Source organism: Paeniglutamicibacter psychrophenolicus (assembly GCF_017876575.1).
Taxonomy (GTDB): domain Bacteria; phylum Actinomycetota; class Actinomycetes; order Actinomycetales; family Micrococcaceae; genus Paeniglutamicibacter; species Paeniglutamicibacter psychrophenolicus.
This window is the reverse complement of record NZ_JAGIOE010000001.1, coordinates 1,503,326-1,525,742: the sequence shown is the minus strand read 5'-3', so window position 1 is coordinate 1,525,742 and position 22,417 is coordinate 1,503,326. Positions and strand designations below refer to the sequence as shown.

Below are 22,417 nucleotides of genomic sequence, written 5' to 3'. Positions count from 1 at the left end.
CTGGGACCATGGCCTGGCAGCGCACGCAAACCCACTTCCTCGCACGTCCCGTCGCCTCGGTGTGGGAGGTGCTGCGCGACCCGTCCCGGGTTCCCCAATGGAACCGGGCCGTTGCGCGCCTGGAACCGCACGAAGTGCCGGCGGCCGCCGGGACCGAACTGGAGCTGGCCCCCGCGGGGAAGTTTATCGGACCGATCCATTCGGCCACCGCACCTGCGGCAACCATCACCAGGTTCGACGAGGGCGCCTCCATCGCCTGGCGCCAGCCGCAGCCCGGCGGGCACCTGCTGGTGGACTGGTCGCTGCGCGAGGTTCCCGGGGGCACCGAGCTGACCCAGTCGGTCTCGGTCGCCGGCCCGGCATCGGTCGTGTTCGCCGAGACCGCGGCCAAGCCGATTGCCGCGCACTTCGCCGAGAACTGCGCCCGGCTCTACGCGCTGGCCGGCGGAACCCCCACGCAGGAGTTGCGCATCGTCATTGCCGGGGGCCACGGGTTCCTCGGCTCACGCGCCGCGGCGGACCTGTACTGCCGCGGGCACGAGGTCACGATCCTCACCCGCACCGTCCGTCCCGACAGCCCCTACACCCAGGTCCTGTGGGACGGGAAGAACCAGGGCCCCTGGTCAACCAAGTTGTATCGCGCCGGACGCGACACCGCGGTGCTGAACCTGGCCGGGGAACTGGTGGACCTGCCGCCGACCGAGGCCAACATCGCGCGCCTGCGTTCCTCGCGCGTGGATTCCACCCGCGCGCTGGTGGACGCCTCGAATGCCGCCCCGGAACCGCTGGCCGCGTTCCTGCAGGCCAGCACCACCGCGATCTTCGCCGACGCCGGAGAGCGGCACCTCACCGAGGATTCGCCCCTGCCCACCGGCACGGCCGCGCTGGCGCAGATGACAGGGGTGGCCAAGCCCTGGGAAGAAGCGGCGGCCGGAGCGCACACGAAGCGGTTGAACATCCTGCGCACCTCCCTGGTCTTCGAGCAGGAGAGCCCGCTGGTGGACCGGCTCTCGCTGCTGGCCCGGGTCGGCCTGGGCGGCCCCGTGGCCGGCGGGGAGCAATGGGTCAGCTGGATCCACCTGGCAGATTGGCTGCGCATCGTCCGCGCGGCCCTGGGGCTGGAGGAAAACCTCGTCCTCCCGTCCGGGATCATCCACCTGGCTGCCCCGCACCCGGTGCGCAATAGCCAGATGATGGCCGCGCTGCGTGCCCGGGTGGCACCCGGGCCACTGCGCAGGTTCTCGCTGTCCACCCCGGCACCGGTGCTGGCAGCCGGCGCGGTGCTGCTGCACACCGATCCGGCCCTGGGCACCGCCGGACGGCACGTGACCTCCAGGGTCCTGGCCGATGCCGGGTTCGAGTTCGCCCACCCCGACTTCGAGGCGGCGTTGGGGCAGATCCTTGGCTGAGGAACGCCGGCTTCGCCACGCGGTAATGGACTCGCCCCTCGGCGAGCTGCGGATCGTGGCCTCGACCCGCGGGATCACCGGGATCTACATGGAAAACCACTCCCACCCGCCGGACCCCGAGGCGCTGGGGCAGCTGCTGGACTCGGCGGCAGACGACCCGCTCATCTCCCAATGCGCGGGCGAGCTTGCCGAATACTTCGCCGGCACCCGGACCACATTCGGGGTGCCGCTGGATGCACGGGGAACCGATTTCCAGAAGCGGGTCTGGGAGCAACTGGCTCGCATTGAATTCGGCACCTCCCGCACCTACGGCCAGCTGGCCCTGGCACTGGGCGACGAGAAGCTGACCCGGGCGGTGGGAACCGCCAACGGGCGCAACCCGATCTCGATCATCGTTCCGTGCCACCGGGTCATCGGTGCGGACGGCTCGCTGACCGGATATGCCGGAGGGCTCGACGCCAAGCTGTTCCTGCTGCGCCTTGAGGGCATCGAGCCGCCGCCCGAGGCAACCCTGTTCTAGGAAAGGGTCGAACACGGATCAGGCCAGGATCAGCGTGTCCAGGGCCTGGCGCAGCAGGACCTTGGCTTCCTCGTCCAGACGTGTTCCTGTGATCAGCGCGTCGACCTGGGACAGCGGGGCGATCTGGCACAACCCGGTCACTCCCCACTTGGTGTGGTCTGCCACGATGATCTGCCGTGCCGCAGCCCTGATGAAGGCCTGGTTGGTCTGCGCCTCGAGCATGTTCGGGGTCGTGAATCCGTCCTCGACGGTCATGCCGTGGACACCCAGGAAGAGGATGTCGACATGGAGCTGGCCCAGCGCGGACAGGGCCAGCGGCCCGACCAGTGCGTCGGAAACGGTGCGGATCCCGCCGGTGAGGATGATGTTCTGGCTCGGGTTCGCCGCCGCATAGAAGATCTCGGCGATCCGCGGGGAGTTGGTCACCACGGTCAGGTCCTTGATGCCGGTGCACTGCGAGGCCAGGGCGTAGGTGGTGGTGCCCGAGTTCAGCGCGATCGACATGCCGGGCTTGATCAGCTTCACGGCGGCCTGGGCAATGGCCTGCTTTTCTCCGGATTCCAGTGCGAGCTTGTGCGTGAAGCCCGGCTCGCTGCTGGTCGGGGCGGCATCCAGCGTGGCCCCTCCGTGGACCTTGACCAGCGCGCCACGCTCGGCCAGCGCGTTCAGGTCGCGCCGCACCGTCATCTCCGAGACGCCCAGCTCGGCGGCAAGGGATGTCACGCGCACCTGCTCTCGTTCGCGCAGGGCATCGAGGATGCGTTGTTGCCTGGCACTGGCCAGCATCTCGGTCATGGCGATCCGTTCGGTTGGGCATCTGGTTCAGTAATCCATCGTAGCGAAAAAACGAACACAAATCGTCGTTTGGTGTTCGAAGTTGCGCGGAAAGACTCCGCCGGCCCATGCCGGGATTTTCCCGGGGGCCACATCCACGAATGTTGCGGAGGCCCGGCAGCGGGCACGTGGGAGCACGCTCCCGCCCTTCCGTCTCACGTTGCCTTCTGATAGAATTTGATCGATATTGTTTGATTTGAATCGTTGACATGTCTCGCCAAGGAGCAGCAGTGGACCAGAACCCCAGCCCGAGCGAACCGGTGCGCACCACCCTGGCGGACGGACGTGAGCTGCTCTATTTCTTCGACGAGGCCACGGTCCCGGCCGGTTTCACCGCCCCGGCCGACACCCGCGACCTGCCCGCCCGCCCGGCAACCTCGCAACTGCGCTACGACGCGCTGGCCGGGGACTGGATTTCCTTCGCCGCCCATCGCCAGGGCCGCACGCACCTGCCAGCGGCCAGCGAATGCCCGCTGTGCCCCACGCGCGCGGACATGGCCAGCGAGATCCCGGCGGACACCTACGACGTCGTGGTCTTCGAAAACCGCTTCCCCTCCTTCGGGCCCGGGCAGCACGCCTCGCAGGTGGAGGCCGAACTCGGCGCGCAGCGCCCGTCCCACGGCCGCTGCGAGGTCATTGCCTTCGGCCCCGGGCACACCGATTCGCTCACCACGCTCGGCGAGCGCCGCATCCGCACCGTGATCGAGGCGTGGGCCCAGCGCACCACGGAACTGGGCGCGCTTGAGGGCATCGAGCAGGTCTTCCCGTTCGAGAACCGGGGAGCCGAGATCGGGGTGACGCTGCACCACCCGCACGGGCAGGTCTATGCCTACCCGTACACCACCCCGCGCACGGAGAACCACCTGGCGCGGGCCGCCGCACACAGGGCTCGCACCGGGAACAACCTCATGGCCGACGTCCTGGACTTCGAGGTCGCCGACGGGCGGCGCGTGCTCGAACGCGGCACCCACTTCACCACCTTCGTGCCCTATGCCGCGCGCATGCCCGTGGAGGTCCACCTGGTTCCGCACCGCCAGGTCGCGGACCTGGGCGAGCTGACCGGAGATGAGCGCGACGAGCTGGCCGCGATGTACCACCGGCTGCTGCTCACCGTGGACGGGCTGTATTCCACCCCCACCCCGTACATCTCCGGCTGGTTCCAGGCCCCGCGGACCCACGAGCACCGCACCGAGGCCTGGCTGCACCTGCAGCTGACTTCCCCGCGCCGCGCCGAGAACAAGCTCAAGTACCTGGCCGGCTCCGAGGCCGCCATGGGCGCGTTCATCGGGGATGTCACCCCCGAGGCCGCCGCCGCGGCGCTGCGCGAGTCCGCAGCCCGCCTGACGAACACCATTCCCGCCCTGTGAAAGACGATGCCATGACCGCCCTGCCCACCGCCTTCGACGCCCTGCCCGCTTCCTTCACCGAGCTGTACGGCGCGTCCCCCGACGCGTGCTTTGCCGCCCCCGGCCGGGTGAACCTCATTGGCGAGCACACCGACTACAACGAGGGCTTTGTGCTGCCCTTTGCCATCGACAGGGCCGCGGGCGTCGGGCTGCGGATCCGCCCGGAGGGATCCGGGCGGCTGCTGCGCGTCGCCTCGACCCGGGGCGGCCCGGTCGTCGAGGCCGAGCTGGATTCGCTGGAGACCCGGTCGGTTGCCCCGTGGGCACGGTACGTCGCCGGGGTCTTCTGGGCGTTGGAACAACGCGGTTTCACCCTGCCCGGCTCCGACATCCTGGTGGATTCCACGGTTCCGATCGGGGCGGGCCTGTCCTCCTCCGCTGCCCTCGAATGCGCCGTGGCCTTTGGCCTGAACGAGCAGTTGGGCCTGGGGCTTTCCCGCGAGGAGCTGGTGTTGGTGTGCCAATCGGCCGAAAACGATTTCGTCGGGGCACCCACCGGGATCCTTGACCAGTCGGCCTCGCTGCTGAGCACACCCGACCACGCCCTGTTCCTTGACTGCCGCACCCGCCAAGGGCGCCAGGTGGCCCTGCCGTTGGCGGCCGCGGGCCTGGTGATGCTTGTCATCGACACCCGGGTCAGCCACGCCCACGATTCGGGCGGCTACAAGGAATTGGTGGCCGCCTGCACCCGCGGGGCGAAGGAACTGGGAGTCAAGGCCCTGCGTGATGTGGGGATCGAACGCCTGGCGGAGGCCGAGGGCACCCTGGCCCCGGAGATCTACCGGCGGGTCAAGCACATCGTCACCGAGAACCAGCGGGTGCTTCGGACCGTCGAGCTGCTGGAGAGCCGGGGGCCGGCGGCCATCGGAGACCTGCTGGTGGCCAGCCACGCCTCGATGCGCGACGACTTCGGGATCTCCAGCGTCGAGCTGGACCTGGCCGTGGACACCGCCATGGCAGCGGGCGCCATCGGTGCCCGGATGACCGGCGGCGGCTTCGGCGGCTCGGCGATCGCGCTGGTTGCGGCCTCGCGCGCAGCGGAAGTCTCTGCCGCGGTGCTGGCGGCCTTTGCGGCGGCCGGGTACATCGCCCCGGAAATCTTCTCCGTCGTCCCCGGACCCGGCGCCCGGCACCTGTAGTCAGCAGGGCAACGAGGAAGGAAGCCGCACGGGCGTCCTCACCACGGCACCGGCCCCGTCGGTGCCGCGGTAGGCGCGGCACACGCCCAGCCCGCGGTTGGCCAGGTTGGCCTTGATCTGCCGTAGCGAGTCGGGGGCGAATCCCTGCCACTGCATGTGCATCAGCACGGTGTCCCCGGCCCTGGCGGCCGAGGCCCGGGCCACGGTGGTCGCCTTCGACTTGGTGCTCCAGTCAAGGGTGTCGCGCGACCAGGTCCAGATCGCCATGCCCACCCGGTCGTATGCGCATAGCACGCTGCCATCGACAGCCCCGTACGGGGGACGTCCAAAGTTGGTGTGCACCCCGGTGCCGCCCAGTTGGGCGGCGGCGGCCGAACAACTCAGCGGGCGCAGGTCCGGATGGCTCACCGAGTGGTTGATGACCCATTGCCCCTTGGCCCGGGCCCGCGCCGCCAGATCGACGCCGTAGCGCGACTTGAACGCCGAGAGGCAGTTGCCGGTCGGCGCGATGACCAGGCCGATGTTGTGGCTTGAAGCGTAGTCGATGGCCGCGGTGAAGGCGCTGAGCGTGCGCGGGCAGTCGTCAAAGGTCAACACCACCCGCGAAGTGCGGTTCGGGCCGGTGGATCGGGGCGTGCTGGGCGCCGGTGGCGTGGAGGTTCCGCTGCCGGTGGTGACGTACGAATTGGAAACCCATCCGGTGCGCCCGGCGTAGCTGACCTTGTACCAGCCGTTGGAGGCACGCGACAGCACCTTGACCGAGGTGCCCCGCGGAATCGTCAGCAAGATCCGGTACGCGGTGCTGGGGCCCGTGCGCAGGTTCAGGTTCGCGGTGGTGCGCACCGATGCCGGCAACGCCCCCGGGGACGAGGAACCCACGGCGGTGACGTAGTAGTTGCTCACCCATCCGGTGCGCCCGGCGTAGCTGACCTTGTACCAGCCGTTGGAGGCACGCGAGAGCACCTTGACCGTGGTGCCCTTCGGAATGGTCACCAGGATCCGGTACCCGGTGCTGGGGCCCGTGCGCAGGTTCAGGTTAGCGGTGGTGCGCACCGACGCCGGAAGCGCCGCCGCCACCGTCACGGACGCAGCGGCGGGCACCTCGGATGGTCCGGCAGCCATCGTCGGGACCGACGAAACCAGCAGCGCCGCGGCCACCAGGAGCCCGCAGGCACCCCTCACGGAATTGTGTTGTCCCCAAGACCCCAACATCAGAACACACCCCTTGATTGCTTCCCCCCAGAAGACTGTTGTAGCCAGTATGCGGCCGCCGGTTGCCACCCGCAATCGATGTTCCATGTTGTGCCCTTATTGTGCGCAACACGATGCATTCGCACCCGTTGGATAACGTCTTGGGGTGCGCCCCCGGGCATCGCACTCCTAGCCATTTCCCTGCAAGTGCGCATATTGTGGGAGGGAATGACGCGCGGGTCCTGCCCGCGCGCTGCGTTCGTTGCAGGATTGAGGGATTCGCATGGATCGCGTTGCCATCGTCTACTACCAACGTGATGCACTTTCCAAGCTGCGTTCCGCTGAGCTTGCCGAGCAATTGCACGCCCATGAGCTGCGCTCGGAAATCCTTGAAGTCACCAGTTCATCGGCCCACGAGCTCATCTACTTCGACGGCGTGGTCCTGGTGGGCCCGCTGCGTTTTTCACGCATGCACGGTCTGGCACTGGTCAAGGCCGTGTTCGGATTCCGGCCCGTTGCCCTGCTGCTGACCGGTGCCGGCGACAGCGACCGCATCCTGCGCCTGCTGCCCAAGCACATGCGCGGGGAGGTTCCGGTGTTCACGGCCGGAGGCAGCGACCTTCCGCACGCCGGGATTGCACCCTTGGTGACATGGTTGCGCGCCATGATCGGCTATTCGGGATACCGGGCCATCGGCTGAGCAGAACGGCGCGAAATACACGAAAGGCCCCAAACATGATGTTTGAGGCCTTCCGCATTTCGTGGAGGTAAGGGGATTCGAACCCCTGACCTTCTGCATGCCATGCAGACGCGCTACCAACTGCGCCATACCCCCGAAAAGGTTTGGTTTCAGGCTTTCCCGAAGGGCTGCCGAACCGAGATAACAATCTACAGCACCCCGGCACCCAAATGCCAATCGGCCCGGGCATACCCGCCCCGCACACCAGGTGCATCCACTCCAACGGCCGCAGGAAAGCGCAAAAACACGCGGCAAAACCAGCACCGCAAACCCAAACATGACGTCGATCACAGCGGCTTTTCGGGCCCCGGGCGCGGTGCGGCGACGCAGTGCCCACACGCTTCGATCCCCTGGGCAGCCAGCCGTCCTCGCCCGCGCCGCAGAATCCGCTTCCCGCGCGTCTTTGCAGGTCAGGTGACACACCTAATACCGGGGGATGTCAGGTTAGTAAGAGATGGCCCAAAATCTCGCTACTCTAGCAACATGGCAATACGTGGTTCATACGCAAAGGGCATAGCAAAGCGTGCCGAGATTCTAGATGTGGCGCTGGAGGTGTTTGCACTTGAAGGCTACCGGGGAACATCCCTGCGCAAGGTCGCAAGCCTGTGCAACCTGTCCCTGGCCGGGGTGATGCATTACTTCGACTCGAAGGAAGACCTTCTCGTCCAGATCCTGCGCAGGCGCGACGCCCGCAATGAAATCACCGGCACCCTGGAGCAGCAAGAGGACCAGTTTGCCGACATCTTGGGGCAGGGCCCCAGCGAGCCCGGCCTGATTGCCCTGTACGTGACGATGGCCGCGGCGGCCTCGAACCCGGAGCATCCCGCGGCAGCCTACTTCCAGGAACGCAACGCCCGGTTGCTGAAGATCTCCGAAGACTCCTATTACGCCGGCAAGCCGGCGCCGTCGGCCGAGGAACTGGAGTATTTCCGCACCATGACCCGCTTGATCCTGGCCGCGGCCGATGGCCTGCAGCTGCAGTGGCTGGTGGACCGCAGCATCGATGTCGTGGGCACCATGCAGGAACTGATGTCCCAGATGCACGACGCCATGGACAAGAAGCTGGGGCGCTTGGCGGCAACGTCCGAGTAGCGCTCCGCCGCGCCCGCGGGCGCGGCTACCTTGCCGCGGCTGCTGCCAGGCGCTTGGCCCGGATTCCCGTGGCCAGGGCCAGCAGCAGCCCGAGGAGCGCCAGGCCCGCACCGAGGAATGCCGGGGCCCGGTAGCCGAGCCCGGCGGTGATGACAGCTGCACCCAGGGCCGCGCCCAGGGCGTTGGCGACATTCAGTGCCGAGTGGTTCAGCGAGGCGGCCAGCGACTGCGCGTGCGGGGCCGAATCCATGAGCAGTGCCTGCAGCGCGGGCACCAGCAGCGAGCCGGTGCCGCCGAGGATGAAGACCAGCACCAGGGTCGGCACCAGATGGGTTGCCACCACTCCGAACAACGCCATGAAGACGACCATGGCGGAGGTAGCGACGTAGATGGCGCCAAGCACCGACCAGTCGGCAAGCCTTCCGCCGATCAGCGAACCGACCACCATGCCGATGCCGTAGAGTCCCAGCACCAGCGGCACCGCCCGGATCGGCAGCCCGGTGACATCGGTGAGGATCGGGCTGATGTAGGAATACACGGCAAAGAACCCGCCGAAACCGACGATGCCGGTGAGCATCGCCATCCACACCTGACCACTGCGCAGCGCAGACAGTTCCCTGCGGATGCTGGCTCCCTCGTGCACCGGGGAGAAGGGCACGAAGATGCGGATGGCGATCCAGGTCAGCGCCCCGACGAGGCCGACCACGGCAAACATCCAGCGCCAGCCGAAGGCCTGCCCCAGGAACGTCACCACGGGCACGCCAAGCACGTTGGCGACGGACAGCCCCAGCATCACCCAGGCGATGGCGCGCCCGCGCATCGACGCGGGCACCAGGGTGCCCGCAAGGATCGCGGCGATGCCGAAGTACGCGCCGTGCGGCAGCCCGGCGAGGAAACGGGACACGAGCATCCACTCGTAGTTCGCGGCGAACAGGGAGCTGAGGTTGGCCAACGTGAAGAACGCCATGAGCCACAGGACCATGGTCTTTCGGGCGACCCGGGCACCCAGTGCCGTGAGGATCGGGGCCCCCACCACGACGCCCAGTGCGTAGGCGGAGATCAGCAGGCCCATCCGGGCGTTGGTGACGCCGAGGTCCGCCGCTCCCTCCTGGAGCAGGCCCATGATGGTGAATTCGGTGGTGCCGATGCCGAACCCGCCCATGGCCAGGGCCACGACCGCCAGCAGCAGTGCCCGCCCCGAAAGTTGGGTGGAGCGTTTCAGGTTGGTGCTGCCCGGGGCGATGGCGTCGGAATTCACGGGTCCCTTTTCGAGGTTCGGTGCGGAGAAGGCGGCGGGCGAATGCTTGCGTTTTTGCCGCCGCAGTCTCCAGCCTACGTGGCCGCTGGCAACCAAGGGGCCTTGGTGAGCACCCCCACAGCCGGTGCGAAAGGGAGGGTGCCACGCGTGTTCCGAGACCTGTGGTTCCGGCCTTAGAGCGCCATCAGGTCGTTGCCCGTGTCCTGAAGGGTCGCCACCGGGATGTTCTTGCTGATCATCGAGCGCAGGTGGTCGTTGACGTCCCAGATGTTCACGTTCATGGCGGCGGTGATCACGCCCTGGCGCAGCCAGAAGATGATGAACTCCCCCGAGGCCATGTCCCCGCGCACCACCACGTCGTCCTCGGCCTGCCGGTCCCCGACGTATTCCATGCCCAGATCGAACTGGTCGGTGAAGAAGTACGGCAACCAGTCATAGGATTGATCGCGTCCCAGGATGGTGGCGGCGGCGAGCTTGCCCTGGCGGATCGCGTTGTCCCAGTGCTCGACCCGCATGTTCCGTCCCAGGGTGGTGTTGTAGGCCTCGGCGATGTCGCCGATGGCCAGGATGCTCTTGTCGCTGCTGCGCAGGCGCTGATCGACCACCACCCCGCTGCCGACCTCGAGGCCCGCGGCGACGGCCAGCTCGTTGTTGGGCACCGCGCCGATGGCCAGCAGGACGAGATCCGCGGGGATGTCCCCGGTCGGGGTCTGCACGACCAGCCCCTTCCCGGGGTCCGCGGCGATTCCGGTGACCCCGGTCCCGAAGTGGCACTGGACGCCGTTGGCGACGTGGAGCTGTGCCACGTGCGACCCGAATTCGGAGCCCATGGCCACCGCGAGGGGGACCTGGTCAGGGGTGAGCACCGTGACCTCGAGGCCGGCAGCGCGTGCCGAGGCCCCGACCTCCATCCCGATCCACCCGGCACCGATGATGACCAGGTGCTTTCCGGAAACCAGTTGCTCCTTGATGGCCTTGGAGTCTTCCAGCGACCGCAGCGTGTAGACGCCGGGCAGGTCCCACCCGGTCATGTTGGCGTTGCGCCCGCCCAGCCGGGAACGGCATCCGGTGGCGATCACGAGGTTTTCGTAGCCCAGGGTCGAGGAGTCCGACAGGGAGACGGTCTTGGCTGCGGTGTCGATGGATTCGGCAGTGGTGCCCAGGCGCATCGCGATGTCCGCGTCGGTGTACCAGCTTCCGGGGAAGGGCTCGAGTTCCAGGGCGGGCTTGCTGCCCTGGAGGAATTCCTTGGACAGCGGCGGTCGTTCGTAGGGAACTTCGTTTTCGGAGGAGATGAGTGTGATGGGCTTGGCGTAGCCGCCCTCGCGCAATTCGTGGATGCAATGGGCCGCGGCAAGTCCGCCGCCAATCACCACCGTCCCCAATTCTCCTTGCGCTGCCGCTTCTGTCGTCGCCGCTTCACTCATGGTTTTCGTCTCCTGCCAGGATGGTGCCACCGCCGTGTTTCGGGATTTTCGGGAAAGTGGTGGTGACCGTGTGTATTCCTCTCTTCAGAATGTCACTTGGCGTGTCAAGAGTCGAGGGGTCGGGCGTGGCCGATGGATGGGAGCCGAAAAACTGCAGCATTCCGGCTGGGAATCACGTGACAGATCTCTGGGCGGAATCACAGCCGCCGTCCATGCACCGAACAGGCCGATGTGCGATTCTTGGTAGCGATGTCTGTTTACCCGCCCCGGCCACGCGCTGCGAAACGTACCCGTCGACCTCCCTCGCGCGCCCAGCGATTCCTGAGATTCCTGGTGTTTCTCGGCGCGCTGGGCACCGCGCTGCTGATCGCTTTCCACACCCGCATACCGGATGCCACGGGACTGGGCCTGCTGCTGGACAACGCAGCACCTTGGCTGGGGCTCGTGGTTCCACTGCTGTTGCTGGTGGCGCTGGCCTCGCGCAGCCGCACCTCGCTGGCGGTCCTGTTGGTGCCCGCGCTGACCTGGGTCCTCATTTTTGGCCCGGCCATCGTTCCGTTGTCCTGGACGGCGCCGGCAGCCGCTGCCCACACGTTGACGGTTTCCAGCCAGAACATCAAGGCCGGAACCGGGGCGGCCGCGCAGTCCGCGCGGGAGCTGGCGGCAAACGGAAGCGACATCGTTGCCCTGCAGGAACTCGACGCCGGCAGCGTCCAACGCGTCACCGATGCCCTGGGCGCCGCGTATCCGCACCACTTCGTGGTGGGCACCGTCGGGGTCTGGAGCAAGTATCCGCTTGAGGGGTCCCGTTCCCTGGACCTGGGGCTGGGATGGAAGCGCGCCCTGTCGACACGGGTTGCCACCGGGCAGGGCGAGGTTTCGCTCTATGTCATCCACGCGGCCTCGGCCCGGCCCAACGACCACGTCGACCGCGACGTGATGCTTGAGCAGCTGGCCGCCGTGGTGCGGGCCGACCCGCACAAGAACGTCATGGCCGTGGGCGACTTCAATGCGACCAGCACCGACCGGGCGTTCGCGGAAATGTCCACGGTGCTGGAAGAGCCCAACCAGGACGACGGGCTCTTCGGGTTCACCTGGCCGCGGGCTCCCTTTGCCATGATGCGCCTTGACCACGTGCTGGTGCGCGGTCTGGACGTCACCTCGAACACCAACGTCGAAGCCGGGCTCAGCGACCACCTGGCCGTTCGGGCCACGGTGAACCTGCCCGGGGACTGATTCGGCGCCGCCGATCGTCGAGGTTCATCCCTCCAGTCCGGTGACCCTCATGGTGATGTTGATGCGTCCGGATTCCAGCCCACAACCGGCGGGAGCGGTACCGGACAGGACCTTGGTGACGCCGTGGTACGCAAGGCGCGCCGGGCCGCCGAAGACGAACAGGTCCCCGGAGGCCAACGCGATGTCTTGAAACGGCTTGTTCCGGTTCAGGGTGTTGCCGAAGCGGAACGAGCAGGTGTCCCCGATGGAAATCGAGACCACCGGGGCCACCGAGCGCTCGTCGCGGTCCTGGTGCATGCCCATCCTGGAGTCGGCCCCGTAGTAGTTCACCAGAGCGGTGTCGGGCGTGTAGGCCCCGGCCGCGGCTTGGTCCCCGGTGGCGGCCAACAAGGCCTTGCGTCCCAGCCGCACCATCCAGTCGGGAAACTCCAGCACCCGGTTCCCGTTGACGTCGACGGCCTCGCGGGAGTAGGCGTAGGGCCGCCAGTGCCACCCGAGGCACACGGTCCGGACCGACATCTCGTGTGCGCCGACCTTGGCCGCGCGCGGCGGCACCGGGCCCCGCCCCCATTCGTGGAAGCGGGCCACGATCCAGCGTTGTTCCTCCAGGCCCAGCCAGTCTGGAACCCATTGGGCGCCGGGTGCCAGCTCCCGCCGGGGGCGGCCCAGGAAGCTGTCGGAAAAGAGTGCGTCCATGGGTCGGGGGTCCTTCCTGTCGGTTCGGTTCCGTGCCCCCTGACCCCCGGGACACGGAACTGCGCCGGGGTCAGCCGGCGTTGATGAGGTGCGGGTAGGCAGCGGTCCGGTTCTGGAATTCGAGAATGGCCGGATTCACGATCACGCCGTCCCGGATCTCGATGGCGCGGGCTATCGTCTCATTTTCCTTCCAGGCGGCAGGCCCGTCCAGCACCACATCCAGGAAGGGCAGGAGTGCCTCGCTGATTTCCCAGCTGGCGGAGTTCCACAGGTACGAGGGTGAGTGGTCGACAGCGTAGTAGTTGACGTTCCGGCCAACGGTGAACATCGGGTTGGCGAAGGTGGTGGGCTTGGCCCATTCGAATCCCATGCCCTCGTCGCAGGAGACATCGATGATCAGGCTGCCTGGATAAAACGCCGTCAGGTCCTCGGTCTGCAGGTACATCAACGGCGCGTTGGGATCCTGCAGGGTGCAGTTCACCACGATGTCGCTTTCGGCCAAGAACGGTGCCAGCGGCAAGCGTCCCTCGTCCGTGATGACCTCGCTCAGGTTCGGTCCGCCGTCGTGGTCGAACTGGACCATTTGGACGGCGTGGATGGGTGAAGCGACGGCCGCGACGGAGCGTCCGGTCAGGACACGCACGTCGTGGATGCCGTGGGCGCGCAGCGCGGTGACAGCTCCACGGGCGGTGGCGCCGAACCCGATCACGGTTGCCGAGAGCCTGCGCCCGTAGTCACCCGTGTTGCCGCACAGTTGCAGGGCGTGGATGACCGATGAGTAGCCCGCCAATTCATTGTTCTTGTGGAACACATGCAGCCCGAAGCTGCCGTCGGTTCCCCAGTGGTTCATGGCTTCGAAGGCAATGATGTTGAGTTTCTTGTCAATGGCCAGCTGCGTCAGTGCAGTGTCCTGGACACAGTGCGGCCAGCCCCACAGTGTCTGGCCCTCGTGCATCTGCGCCAGATCCGAGGCCTGGGGCTTGGGCAAGAGAACGATGTCGCTGCCGGCCATGACTTCTTCGCGAGTGGCAAATTTTCCAACGAATGGCGCGAGGTCTTCATCGTCCATTCCGCAGGCCACCCCGTAACCGGATTCGACCGTGATGCGGTCTCGGAAGCGCTCGTCGATACGTTCAAAGTGAGACGGGTGGATCGGCAAACGTTGCTCGTCCACTTTGTTGGAAGTGGCAATAACACCCAGTGTAAGTTCGTTTGTAAATTCCATGCGTCTTGTTCTCTTCCTAGGTGGAGCAGGCCAAAATGACCCGCCCCATAGGGCTCACGGTACACCGGGCCGTGATCTGGGGCACTCAGGTTCGGCCCGTGTTACCTGCGCTCCGCGGCGGATTCTCCGGTCGTTCGCTCGGTGTGTTCTCCACTGGCAAGCCGTTGCGCAGCAGCCATGCGGTGTAGAGTTCGCGGCGCCGGTGCAGGATCCTGCTGGCGATGAACATCAACGGGCTCATCGCGGCAACCATGATGGCGAATGCCGTTGGATAGAGGACGAATTCGGGGCTGGCGGCAATCCCCGCAAGCAGCGCCCCGGTGATGAAAATGCCCGCCGCCATGCTGTAGTACAGGATGCCAGTCTTGCGATTGCTTCCCACCGATTGGTACATGTTGCGCCCGTACCACTGCCTGAACCGCACCTTGCCGCGGCGGTCTCTTTTCAGCTTCAGCAAGCCGTGGACGAAGCACGCCAGCGCGAAGCCAAGGGCGACAAGCACCGGCACGATCCACATTTCGTAGTCGAACCCCATGGCCCAACTCATCACCAGCAGCGGGGCAAGAAAATACACAAAGAGCGGACCGAAAAGCATCCAGGCCCAGGCACGGACCCGGGTCCCGGCATAGGCAGCGGCTTCCAGTTCGAATTCGGTGGGCTCGGTGTCGAAGACCTGCGGACCGGGCATGACCTCGCGGACCACCCGCCGGTTGGGTTGCGGCGAGGCCCCGTTCTTGGCCAGGTGCGCGGCGTAGACCTCGTCGCGCTCCATGCGCAGCCTGCGTGCGTGGAGCAGGCCATGGATCGCAACGGCGATGGCCACCCACGTCCCCACCAAGATGCTCGCCACCCTGGCGATGTCGTGGTCACCGGCCATGAAGGCGACAACCACGGTGAAGACCGCACCGGTCATGGCGACGCTGATGGCGGCAGCCTTGTCGCCCCGGATCGACTGGTCGGCCACGGTAAACGCCACCGACGGCCTGATCGGGCGCAGGGCCGCCAACCCTGCGACAGCCCAAGAGACGAGCAGGACCACGATACCCAGACCGGTCATCACGGTAGCTCCCCACGGATCAACGTCGGTGAGCCAACGCACCAGCAATGCCGCTGACGAGGCCAGGAAGATCCCTGCGCCGTAAAGCATGAAGTGGAGGATGCGGATGCGCCGTTCCACGAATCCGAGTGCCATGTGCTGGAATTCGTTGGCATCGGGGATCCGGGGATCCTCGATCGTGGGGTCGTACCTGCGGGTCAGGGGCATGTAAGGAATCTTTCCCTGGGTCTGGGTGAGGCGGCGGTCCTTGCTGTGCCTGGTCACCGATACATGTTACACGGGGTTTACCCATCGATTCGTGATTTTGCACGGGGCACCTCCTCGGCTGCCGAGGGATCGTCCCGACGCCGAACGTGCCTATGCTGGGGATCCCCTCGTGGATTCGGAAAAGGAGACGTCGTGGAACAGCAGACACTGGGTGCAGCACTCGAGGCGGAGCACCGCGAAATCGATGGCGGGATCGAGGCGTATCTGGCCGCGGACGGTACCGGGCAGGACCCGTCCGATACCCTGGTGCGTTCCCTGGCCGGACTTCGCCGCCACATCTACCTGGAGGAAGAGTTCCTTTTCCCGCCCCTGAAAAGGAGCGGCCTGATGGGGCCGATCTTCGCCATGGAACGAGAACACGGCCAGTTGTGGGACACCATGGCCGGCATCGACAGCTCGATCGAACACGGAGACGCCCCCGGCACCCGCACCGCTTGCACTCAGCTGCTCGCGCTCCTGGGCAAGCACAACGCCATGGAGGAGAAAGTCATTTATGCCCAGGCCGATGGGCTGCTCGACGAAACGGCGTCGTCGGCATTGGGTGATTTCCTTGGTTCCGGGGTCCTTCCTGCGGACTGGTCGCCGCATTCGGCCCGCGGCTGACCCGCCGGTGGCACCGCCCCCGAGCCAGCTCGGATAGGCTCGGTGGCATGGGACAACGCGGAAAAACAACCATCGGCACCGCATGGATCGTTGCCGGGGCAGGATTCCTCTGGCTGTTCAGCGGCGCGCTGAACGGCTGGATGCTCACCCACCAGGTCCGCCTGCCCGCCCAATTCACCCGGATGCTTTTTCCCGAGACGATCGCCATGCGGACCTGGCAATCGGCCCAGCCGTGGCCGATCCTGCTAACCCTGTTTTCCGTCCTGGCATTGATGGCCTTTACGCTCCTACTGCTGCGCGGAGCCGGCATGCGTACGGGCAAGCAAACCGGCGACCAACCCATCGGATTCCTTGCCGTGTGGATGTCCATCGTCCTTGCCGGTTTCGCCACGGCCACCTTCGCCTCCCTCGGCTACGTCATCGCCTCATGGCCGCCTGCACGGTTGGCGTGGTTGCTGGACGGAGTCCAACCCACGTTGCTCGCGGCCGGCTACTGGGGAATCATCTGGGGCTGGCTGCCGGCACTTGCGGGAACCCTCGCCATGAAATCCGCCAAGCCGCCCCCCATCCCAAAGACTGAGCGGCGACAGCCCGATGCCATGCCGTTGCTGGTGGCCGGGCTGCTCGCGGTGATACTCGTCGTCACGATCCCCGCCGCCTACAACTACACCAACGAATCCCAAACCGCGCAGGCTGCTCCCCCGCCGACCTCGGCTCCCTCACAGACCCCGTACGGCTGGCCCGACCGGTCGGATGCCTTCCAACCAGCCGGGGAAAACTGGTGTTCGGGCGAAGGCGTGTCAATTTCATGGCATGAACCGGAAGGTGCAACGGGACACCGAGGCATGGCCTTCGACCTGACAAATGCCGGGACCGGACCTTGCGTCTTGGAGTCCTACCCAGACATCGCCTTCAACAACGCCGAAGGGTGGGCGATCGAAGTGATGGTGGTCCATGGCGGTTCGTTCATGACCGATGACCCCGGGGTCTCGGCCATCACCCTGTTGCCAGGCCAAAGCGCACGGGCCTTCCTCGGCTGGAACGCGATGGCTGCAGCGGGCGATGTGCGCACAGGAACCATGCTGGTGGCACCCTATGCAGGGACGTTGCGCCACAGTTCGACGGTGGACCTGGACATCATCGACGGCGGCGCCGTATCGGTCACCGCATGGGAGCTCGTCAAGGATCCATCCGGCACAAACAAAAACACCCGCCCAAACCCATAGGGTTCCGGCGGGTGCCGATGTGTGGAGCATAGCGGAATCGAACCGCTGACCTCTTCGATGCGAACGAAGCGCTCTACCAACTGAGCTAATGCCCCATGTGACGGCGTCGAGCCCCAACATTTTCAGCCTAAACCCGTGGCGACCCGCATGCAAAATCGATGGTCACCGGGCGCCTATTCCTCGTCGCCCTCGGCGGCACCGGCTTCAATGGATTCGCGCGCCACGGTGTACTGGCGCTGGATGTAGGCCTCGAGTTCACTGCGCTCCACCCGCCAGACCCCGCGACCGCCGATCTTGATGGCCGGCAGGTCTCCGCTGCGCACCAAAGACCGCACCTGCGGCAGGTTTACATTCAACTCGTCGGCGACATCTTCTAGACGCATGAACCTCATGTAAAGAAGGCTACCCGCATCCGGGATCACCGGAACGCCACCGTCACAATTGTGGATAACTTCGCTGGCAATGCCGTTTCCGGCCCGAACGCTGACCAATCATAAAGAGTGGCCCGCGATGACTCCAAGTTCTTGGAATCTTTGCGGGCCACTCTTGATATGCGACCTGAGACCTCGTGGGCCAACCCATAGCACGCCCGGGATCTGGTTCCGCTACGGGGGTCTGCTCCCCGTGGCTTGTGACCTTGGTTGAGCTTCTAACAACCACTAAAGCAACAACCGGGCATACCGTGCAACACAGTTGGGATTCACTGATCATTTTGACTAACATTGAGCGGTAGCTACCGAACAACTTGGTCAGTCTGACCGAACCTAGGCGAAGGAGCCGGAATGACGCCGGAATCGTACCAACTGGATGATACGGACAGGCGCATTCTCTTGGCCCTGGACGAAGATCCCCGCGTCCCCACCATGATGCTGGCGCAGCGCCTGGGCTTGGCCCGCGGCACCGTCCAGACCCGCATGGAACGCCTTGCCAGTTCCGGCGCCTTGCGCCCCAACTCCAGCCGCGTGAAGCCCTCTTCGGTCGGACGCGGCGTCTCGGCCATGGTCAGTGCGGAACTCGACCAGTCCCACCTCAACGAGGCAATAGAGGCCCTGCGCAAGATCCCCGAGGTGCTCGAGTGCGTGGCCCCGGCCGGCGACACCGACCTGCTGATCCGGGCTGTCGCCACCGATCCGGATGACCTCTACCGGGTCAGCGAGGAAATCCGGCTGTGCCCGGGAATCACCCGGACCTCCACCTCGATGATCCTGCGCGACGTGATTCCCTACCGCACCACCGCGCTGCTCGACCACCTGAGCTAACCGGCCGAAACATGCCCGGCAAGGTTCCGGCGACCTTGCCCTTGATGCCCTAGTCTTTTTCCGGGCGGAGTTTTGCCGTCCGCACCACATTTGATTGAGGAGCATCATGGGCACTTCGGGCCTTACGAACATCGACGTTGCCGGCATCACCACCGAGGCAAGCCCGTTCCCGAGCGCCACCCGCGCCGGAGACCTGGTCTTCGTTTCCGGCATGGTCTCCAAGGACGAAAACAAGGTCCTGGTCGGAGCCGGCGACATCTACGCGCAAACGGTCCAGACGCTCAAGAACCTTCGCACCGTCCTGGCAGCCTACGACCTCGGTCTCGATGCGGTCGCGACGGCCACGGTCTACATCAACGACGCGGCCATGGCCGGGGAATACAACCGCGCCTGGGTCGACGCCTTCGGCATGCACCGCCCCTCGCGCGCCACCATCGTCGCGCCGCTGCTCGCCCCCGAACTGCTGGTCGAGGTCCAGGCCACCGCCTGGGCTGGAAACTAGCCCTCTCGCAGAACATGAACTTGTAGGGACGCGAAGGACCGATCCCAACAATTGATTGGAGCCGGTCCTTCGTGTCCTCGTCGCGCTCGGGGGAAACCCAATCCCCGAGGACAGTAAGCTTCACGACCCCACCGAGCCCAGCCATGGTGGCCGGGCTCGGCCCATGCCGCGCGGCGAGCCTACTTCTCCACGGCCAGGCGCCCGATGACCAGCCGCATGATCTCGTTGCTGCCCTCCAGGATCTGGTGCACGCGCAGGTCGCGGACGATCTTCTCGATCCCGTATTCACTGAGGTAGCCGTAGCCGCCGTGCAGTTGCAGGGCGGTATTGGCAGCATTGAACCCCGCATCCGTGGCCACCAGCTTGGCCATCGCGCAGAGCTTGACCGTATCCGCGGTGCCCCGTTCCAGGGCGTCGGCGGCACGCCAGATCATGGTCCTGGCGATCTCAAGTTCGGTCTCCATGTCGGCGATGGCAAAGAGCAACGCCTGCTGCCCGATCAGCGGTGCCCCAAAGGCCTCGCGTTCCTTCAGGTAGGCAATGGATTTGTCCAGCGCGGACTGGCCGCCGCCGACCGAGCACGCCCCGATGTTCACCCGGCCCCCGTTCAGGCCCTTCATGGCGATCCCGAAACCCGTTCCCTCCTCGCCGAGGCGGTTGCCCACGGGAATCCTGACGTTTTCCATGACCACCTGGCGGGTGGGCTGGGCGTTCCAGCCCATCTTTGCCTCCAATGCCCCGAAGGACAGGCCCTCGGATCCGTCGGGGACGATGAAGGCGGTGATCCCGGCACTGCCGGTGTCCGAGGTCCGTGCCATCACCAGGTACACGCCCGAGGCCCCGGCGCCGGAAATGAATTGCTTGGTCCCGTTGAGCACGTAGTGCTCCCCGTCGAGCACGGCCCGGGTGCTCAATGCCGCGGCGTCGGAGCCCACCCCTGGCTCGGTCAGGCAGTAGCTGCCGAGCATCTCCATGGTGCACAGCGCCGGAAGCCATGTACCCCGCTGCTCGTCGTTGCCGAAGCGGTCGATCATCCAGGCGACCATGTTGTGGATGGAGATGTAGGCGGCGATCGTCGGGTCGGCCTTGGACAGCTCCTCGAAGATCAGCGCCGCATCCAGCCGGCTCATGCCCGATCCGCCGAAGTCCTCCCGCACATAGATCCCGCCCATGCCCAGTTCCCCGGCCTGTGCCAGCACGTCGACGGGGAAATGGTGGTCCCGGTCCCAGACCGCTGCATGCGGTGCGATGTTCTCGGTGGCGAAATCGGCCACCATCTCGACAATGGCCTTTTGGTCTTCGGTGAGTTCGAACATTCTCGGCTCCTGGGTCTTCGGTGGCGGGCGGGCGGATGGACGGAAGGTGTTTCCTGGTTACTTGCCGACCTTGCCGGTCAGCGAGGCCAGCGGGCGCAGGAAGACGGGTTGGGCCAGGAACCAGACGCCCACGATCACCACGATGGACACCGCGAAGATGATGAGCCCGGCGAATCCTGCCGAGTCGTTGGCCGCATACATGTGGTTCAGGTTCCGAAGCACCCCGGTGGCCAGCACCAGGGCCACGTGCACCACGGTGAAGGCAACGAAGTAGATCATGACCGGGAAGTGCAGGGCACGGGCCAGTTCCATCGGGTAGGCCTTGTTCAGGGCCTTGGCCTGCTTCGGCCAGGCGCCGGACATGCGCAGTCCCGTGGCGATCGCCAGCGGGGCGGCGATGAAGACGGTCACGAAGTAGGCGAGCACCTGCAGGGCGTTGTAGTTGACCCAGCCGGTCTCGGTGGGCCAGTCCAGCGAGAGGTACTGCAGCCCGGCCGAGAGCGCGTTGGGGAAAATGTCCCAGCTGGTGGGCACGATCCTCACCCACTGCCCGGAAATAAAGAGCACGATGATGAAGACGATGCCGTTGAGCACCCACAGGGCATCGAGGGTCAGGTGGAACCAGAGGTCAAGGCTGATCTTTGTCGGGGCGCCCTTGGTGCGGACCAAGCCCTTGTTGTTGCGCACCCAGTGGGCGGCGGGCCGGGTATTGGTGCGCACCTGCCAGCCGGTGCGCACGATCAGCACCAGGAAGAACACGTTCAGGAAGTGCTGCCAGCCCAGCCACGCCGGGAACCCGACCGGGGCGCCGGTGGGCAGCGCAGAGTGCCCGGTGTAGGTTTCCAACCACGTCTTGACCGACTCGAGGCCGACCAGCCAGCGGGCCACGAAGACGGCGATGACCAGCAGGACGACCAGGGACCCGGCGATGATGCCGGCTCGTGCCCAGGTGTTGGTGGCCTGCTTTTTGGGGGTGGACCGGGCCGTCATCTGTGGTGCCTCGCGTTCGTGGTTTGGATCGTCTTCGGGGTGTCCCGGGTGCTAGGTCCGGGACTTGAGCAGCTCAATCACCTGCGGAACCAGCGTAAAGACATCTCCGACGATCCCCAAGTCGGCGATGTCAAAGATCGGGGCGTCCTCGTCCTTGTTGATCGCCACGATGGTCTTGGCCGTCTGCATCCCGGCGCGGTGCTGGATGGCCCCGGAGATCCCCAGGGCCACGTAGAGCTGCGGGGATACCGATACGCCGGTCTGCCCGACCTGCGCGGTCTGGGCGATGTAGCCGGCGTCGACCGCGGCCCGGGAGGCGCCCACTGCGCCGCCAAGTGCGTCGGCGAGCTGTTCGACCAGCACGAAGTTTTCCGCCGAGCCCAGGCCGCGCCCGCCGGAGACCACGGTGGCGGCACCGCGCAGCTCGGGCCGCGCGGAGTCTTCCGGGGCATCGGCAAAGGAGGTCACGGTCCCGCTGCGGGTGGCGGGTGGCGCGAGGGTCACCGCGTTGAGCGTTCCGGCGGCCGGGGCCGCGGACTCGTCGATGGCTCCGGAGCGCAGCGTGATGATGGGCAGGGCGCCGGAGACCTGTGCGTGGACGGTGTAGCCGCCGCCGAAGACCGAGTGCTCGGTGACGATGCCGGCATCCGTGGATGCGGCGTCCACGACGTCGGCCAGCAGGCCGCCGCCGGTGCGCACGGCCAGGCGTGCGGCAGCCTCGCGCCCGTCGACGGAGGCATCCACGAGCACCGCGGCCGGTGCGTGGGCGGCCACGGCGTCGGCAAGGGCGTCGACCAGCGGGGTAATGAGTGTGCCGTTGGCCCCGGGGACCTGGACCGCATGGATGGTGGCGGCTCCGAGGTCGGCCAGCCGCGCAGCGGCGGCCGGGTCCAAGGCGGTTTCGGAGGCGGTGACGGCCACGGGGGTGCCGAGCCGGGCGGCGACGGCCAGCAGGCCGCGGGCCGATGCGGCCAGGTGTCCGGTGTGGGTCAGTTCTACCAGGGCCAGGATGTTTGCCATGGAAC

The 22,417-nt window shown here is 66.3% G+C and carries 22 protein-coding genes and 2 tRNA genes; 11 read left to right on the top strand and 13 right to left on the bottom strand.

Features of this window, described 5'->3' with window-relative positions; genetic code table 11:
- Positions 1-8 precede the first annotated feature (8 nt).
- Both JOF46_RS06780 and JOF46_RS06775 read left to right on the top strand, forming a co-directional pair.
- Positions 9-1,409, top strand: coding sequence for a DUF1731 domain-containing protein (locus tag JOF46_RS06780; RefSeq protein WP_209906626.1), 1,401 nt, complete (start codon positions 9-11; stop codon positions 1,407-1,409).
- Positions 1,348-1,929, top strand: a complete 582-nt coding sequence (locus JOF46_RS06775) for a methylated-DNA--[protein]-cysteine S-methyltransferase (protein ID WP_209906625.1) — start codon at positions 1,348-1,350, stop codon at positions 1,927-1,929. Before JOF46_RS06780 ends, JOF46_RS06775 begins: the two co-directional genes overlap by 62 nt.
- Before the next feature lie 18 nt (positions 1,930-1,947).
- On the opposite strand, the gene JOF46_RS06770 is transcribed toward JOF46_RS06775, so the two are convergent.
- Entirely contained in the window at positions 1,948-2,724 is a 777-nt protein-coding gene (locus JOF46_RS06770) for a DeoR/GlpR family DNA-binding transcription regulator (RefSeq protein WP_209906624.1), read from the bottom strand.
- 248 nt (positions 2,725-2,972) lie between these two features.
- Between JOF46_RS06770 and galT the strand changes: the two genes are divergently transcribed.
- Together galT and galK are read left to right on the top strand one after the other, a co-directional pair.
- Positions 2,973-4,130 carry a galactose-1-phosphate uridylyltransferase gene (gene galT / locus JOF46_RS06765; protein ID WP_209906623.1) on the top strand — a complete coding sequence of 386 codons (1,158 nt, stop codon included), beginning with the start codon at positions 2,973-2,975 and terminating at the stop codon, positions 4,128-4,130.
- 11 nt (positions 4,131-4,141) lie between these two features.
- Positions 4,142-5,308, top strand: coding sequence for a galactokinase (gene galK / locus JOF46_RS06760; RefSeq protein WP_209906622.1), 1,167 nt, complete (start codon positions 4,142-4,144; stop codon positions 5,306-5,308).
- Here galK and JOF46_RS06755 read toward each other — a convergent pair whose 3' ends face one another.
- Complete coding sequence (locus tag JOF46_RS06755) at positions 5,309-6,490, bottom strand: SH3 domain-containing protein (protein ID WP_209906621.1); 1,182 nt, start codon at positions 6,488-6,490, stop codon at positions 5,309-5,311.
- 292 nt (positions 6,491-6,782) lie between these two features.
- On the opposite strand from JOF46_RS06755, the gene JOF46_RS06750 reads away from it, so the two are divergent.
- On the top strand, positions 6,783-7,199 hold the full coding sequence (locus tag JOF46_RS06750; RefSeq protein ID WP_209906620.1) for a hypothetical protein: 417 nt from the start codon (positions 6,783-6,785) through the stop codon (positions 7,197-7,199).
- Between the two features lie 62 nt (positions 7,200-7,261).
- Here JOF46_RS06750 and JOF46_RS06745 read toward each other — a convergent pair.
- Positions 7,262-7,334, bottom strand: a tRNA-Ala gene (locus tag JOF46_RS06745).
- Here JOF46_RS06745 and JOF46_RS22695 point away from each other — a divergent pair.
- Positions 7,302-8,330 (top strand): TetR/AcrR family transcriptional regulator, encoded by a 1,029-nt coding sequence (locus tag JOF46_RS22695; protein ID WP_342592382.1) that lies wholly within the window; start codon positions 7,302-7,304, stop codon positions 8,328-8,330. The two genes, JOF46_RS06745 and JOF46_RS22695, sit on opposite strands and share 33 nt — an antisense overlap.
- Positions 8,331-8,355: 25 nt before the next feature.
- Here the strand turns inward: JOF46_RS22695 and JOF46_RS06735 are convergent, their stop codons facing one another.
- Together JOF46_RS06735 and JOF46_RS06730 are read right to left on the bottom strand one after the other, a co-directional pair.
- The gene (locus tag JOF46_RS06735; RefSeq protein ID WP_425355037.1) at positions 8,356-9,588 is read right to left on the bottom strand and encodes an MFS transporter; all 1,233 of its coding nucleotides are present in this window, start codon (positions 9,586-9,588) and stop codon (positions 8,356-8,358) included.
- 173 nt (positions 9,589-9,761) lie between these two features.
- Positions 9,762-11,015, bottom strand: coding sequence for an NAD(P)/FAD-dependent oxidoreductase (locus tag JOF46_RS06730; protein ID WP_209906618.1), 1,254 nt, complete (start codon positions 11,013-11,015; stop codon positions 9,762-9,764).
- Between the two features lie 333 nt (positions 11,016-11,348).
- On the opposite strand from JOF46_RS06730, the gene JOF46_RS06725 reads away from it, so the two are divergent.
- Entirely contained in the window at positions 11,349-12,251 is a 903-nt protein-coding gene (locus JOF46_RS06725; RefSeq protein WP_209906617.1) for an endonuclease/exonuclease/phosphatase family protein, read from the top strand.
- A gap of 24 nt (positions 12,252-12,275) precedes the next feature.
- Here the strand turns inward: JOF46_RS06725 and JOF46_RS06720 are convergent, their stop codons facing one another.
- The 3 genes from JOF46_RS06720 to JOF46_RS06710 form a co-directional block, all read right to left on the bottom strand.
- The gene (locus tag JOF46_RS06720) at positions 12,276-12,947 is read right to left on the bottom strand and encodes an alpha-ketoglutarate-dependent dioxygenase AlkB family protein (RefSeq protein WP_209906616.1); all 672 of its coding nucleotides are present in this window, start codon (positions 12,945-12,947) and stop codon (positions 12,276-12,278) included.
- Between the two features lie 70 nt (positions 12,948-13,017).
- Complete coding sequence (locus JOF46_RS06715; RefSeq protein WP_209906615.1) at positions 13,018-14,172, bottom strand: N(5)-(carboxyethyl)ornithine synthase; 1,155 nt, start codon at positions 14,170-14,172, stop codon at positions 13,018-13,020.
- Positions 14,173-14,257: 85 nt separating this feature from the next.
- Positions 14,258-15,493 (bottom strand): hypothetical protein, encoded by a 1,236-nt coding sequence (locus tag JOF46_RS06710; RefSeq protein ID WP_209906614.1) that lies wholly within the window; start codon positions 15,491-15,493, stop codon positions 14,258-14,260.
- A gap of 135 nt (positions 15,494-15,628) precedes the next feature.
- Here JOF46_RS06710 and JOF46_RS06705 point away from each other — a divergent pair, with 135 nt between their 5' ends.
- Both JOF46_RS06705 and JOF46_RS06700 read left to right on the top strand, forming a co-directional pair.
- Positions 15,629-16,099 (top strand): hemerythrin domain-containing protein, encoded by a 471-nt coding sequence (locus tag JOF46_RS06705; RefSeq protein ID WP_209906613.1) that lies wholly within the window; start codon positions 15,629-15,631, stop codon positions 16,097-16,099.
- Positions 16,100-16,146: 47 nt separating this feature from the next.
- Positions 16,147-17,325 carry a DUF4232 domain-containing protein gene (locus JOF46_RS06700; RefSeq protein ID WP_209906612.1) on the top strand — a complete coding sequence of 393 codons (1,179 nt, stop codon included), beginning with the start codon at positions 16,147-16,149 and terminating at the stop codon, positions 17,323-17,325.
- A 22-nt stretch (positions 17,326-17,347) separates the two neighbouring features.
- Here the strand turns inward: JOF46_RS06700 and JOF46_RS06695 are convergent.
- Together JOF46_RS06695 and JOF46_RS06690 are read right to left on the bottom strand one after the other, a co-directional pair.
- Positions 17,348-17,420 (bottom strand) — tRNA-Ala (locus tag JOF46_RS06695).
- Between the two features lie 78 nt (positions 17,421-17,498).
- The gene (locus JOF46_RS06690) at positions 17,499-17,708 is read right to left on the bottom strand and encodes a helix-turn-helix domain-containing protein (RefSeq protein ID WP_209906611.1); all 210 of its coding nucleotides are present in this window, start codon (positions 17,706-17,708) and stop codon (positions 17,499-17,501) included.
- Positions 17,709-18,107: 399 nt separating this feature from the next.
- Here JOF46_RS06690 and JOF46_RS06685 point away from each other — a divergent pair, with 399 nt between their 5' ends.
- A complete protein-coding gene (locus tag JOF46_RS06685; RefSeq protein WP_209906610.1) occupies positions 18,108-18,584 on the top strand; it encodes an Lrp/AsnC family transcriptional regulator in 477 nt (158 codons plus the stop codon).
- A gap of 106 nt (positions 18,585-18,690) precedes the next feature.
- On the top strand, positions 18,691-19,086 hold the full coding sequence (locus JOF46_RS06680) for a RidA family protein (protein ID WP_209906609.1): 396 nt from the start codon (positions 18,691-18,693) through the stop codon (positions 19,084-19,086).
- A 179-nt stretch (positions 19,087-19,265) separates the two neighbouring features.
- Here JOF46_RS06680 and JOF46_RS06675 read toward each other — a convergent pair whose 3' ends face one another.
- Genes JOF46_RS06675 through JOF46_RS06665 form a run of 3 tightly spaced genes read right to left on the bottom strand, consistent with a single transcriptional unit; the run spans position 19,266 to position 22,412 of the window.
- Positions 19,266-20,402 carry an acyl-CoA dehydrogenase family protein gene (locus JOF46_RS06675; RefSeq protein ID WP_209906608.1) on the bottom strand — a complete coding sequence of 379 codons (1,137 nt, stop codon included), beginning with the start codon at positions 20,400-20,402 and terminating at the stop codon, positions 19,266-19,268.
- A gap of 57 nt (positions 20,403-20,459) precedes the next feature.
- Positions 20,460-21,392, bottom strand: coding sequence for a cytochrome b/b6 domain-containing protein (locus JOF46_RS06670; RefSeq protein WP_209906607.1), 933 nt, complete (start codon positions 21,390-21,392; stop codon positions 20,460-20,462).
- Between the two features lie 51 nt (positions 21,393-21,443).
- Positions 21,444-22,412 (bottom strand): electron transfer flavoprotein subunit alpha/FixB family protein, encoded by a 969-nt coding sequence (locus JOF46_RS06665; protein WP_209906606.1) that lies wholly within the window; start codon positions 22,410-22,412, stop codon positions 21,444-21,446.
- Between the last annotated feature and the right edge of the window lie 5 nt (positions 22,413-22,417).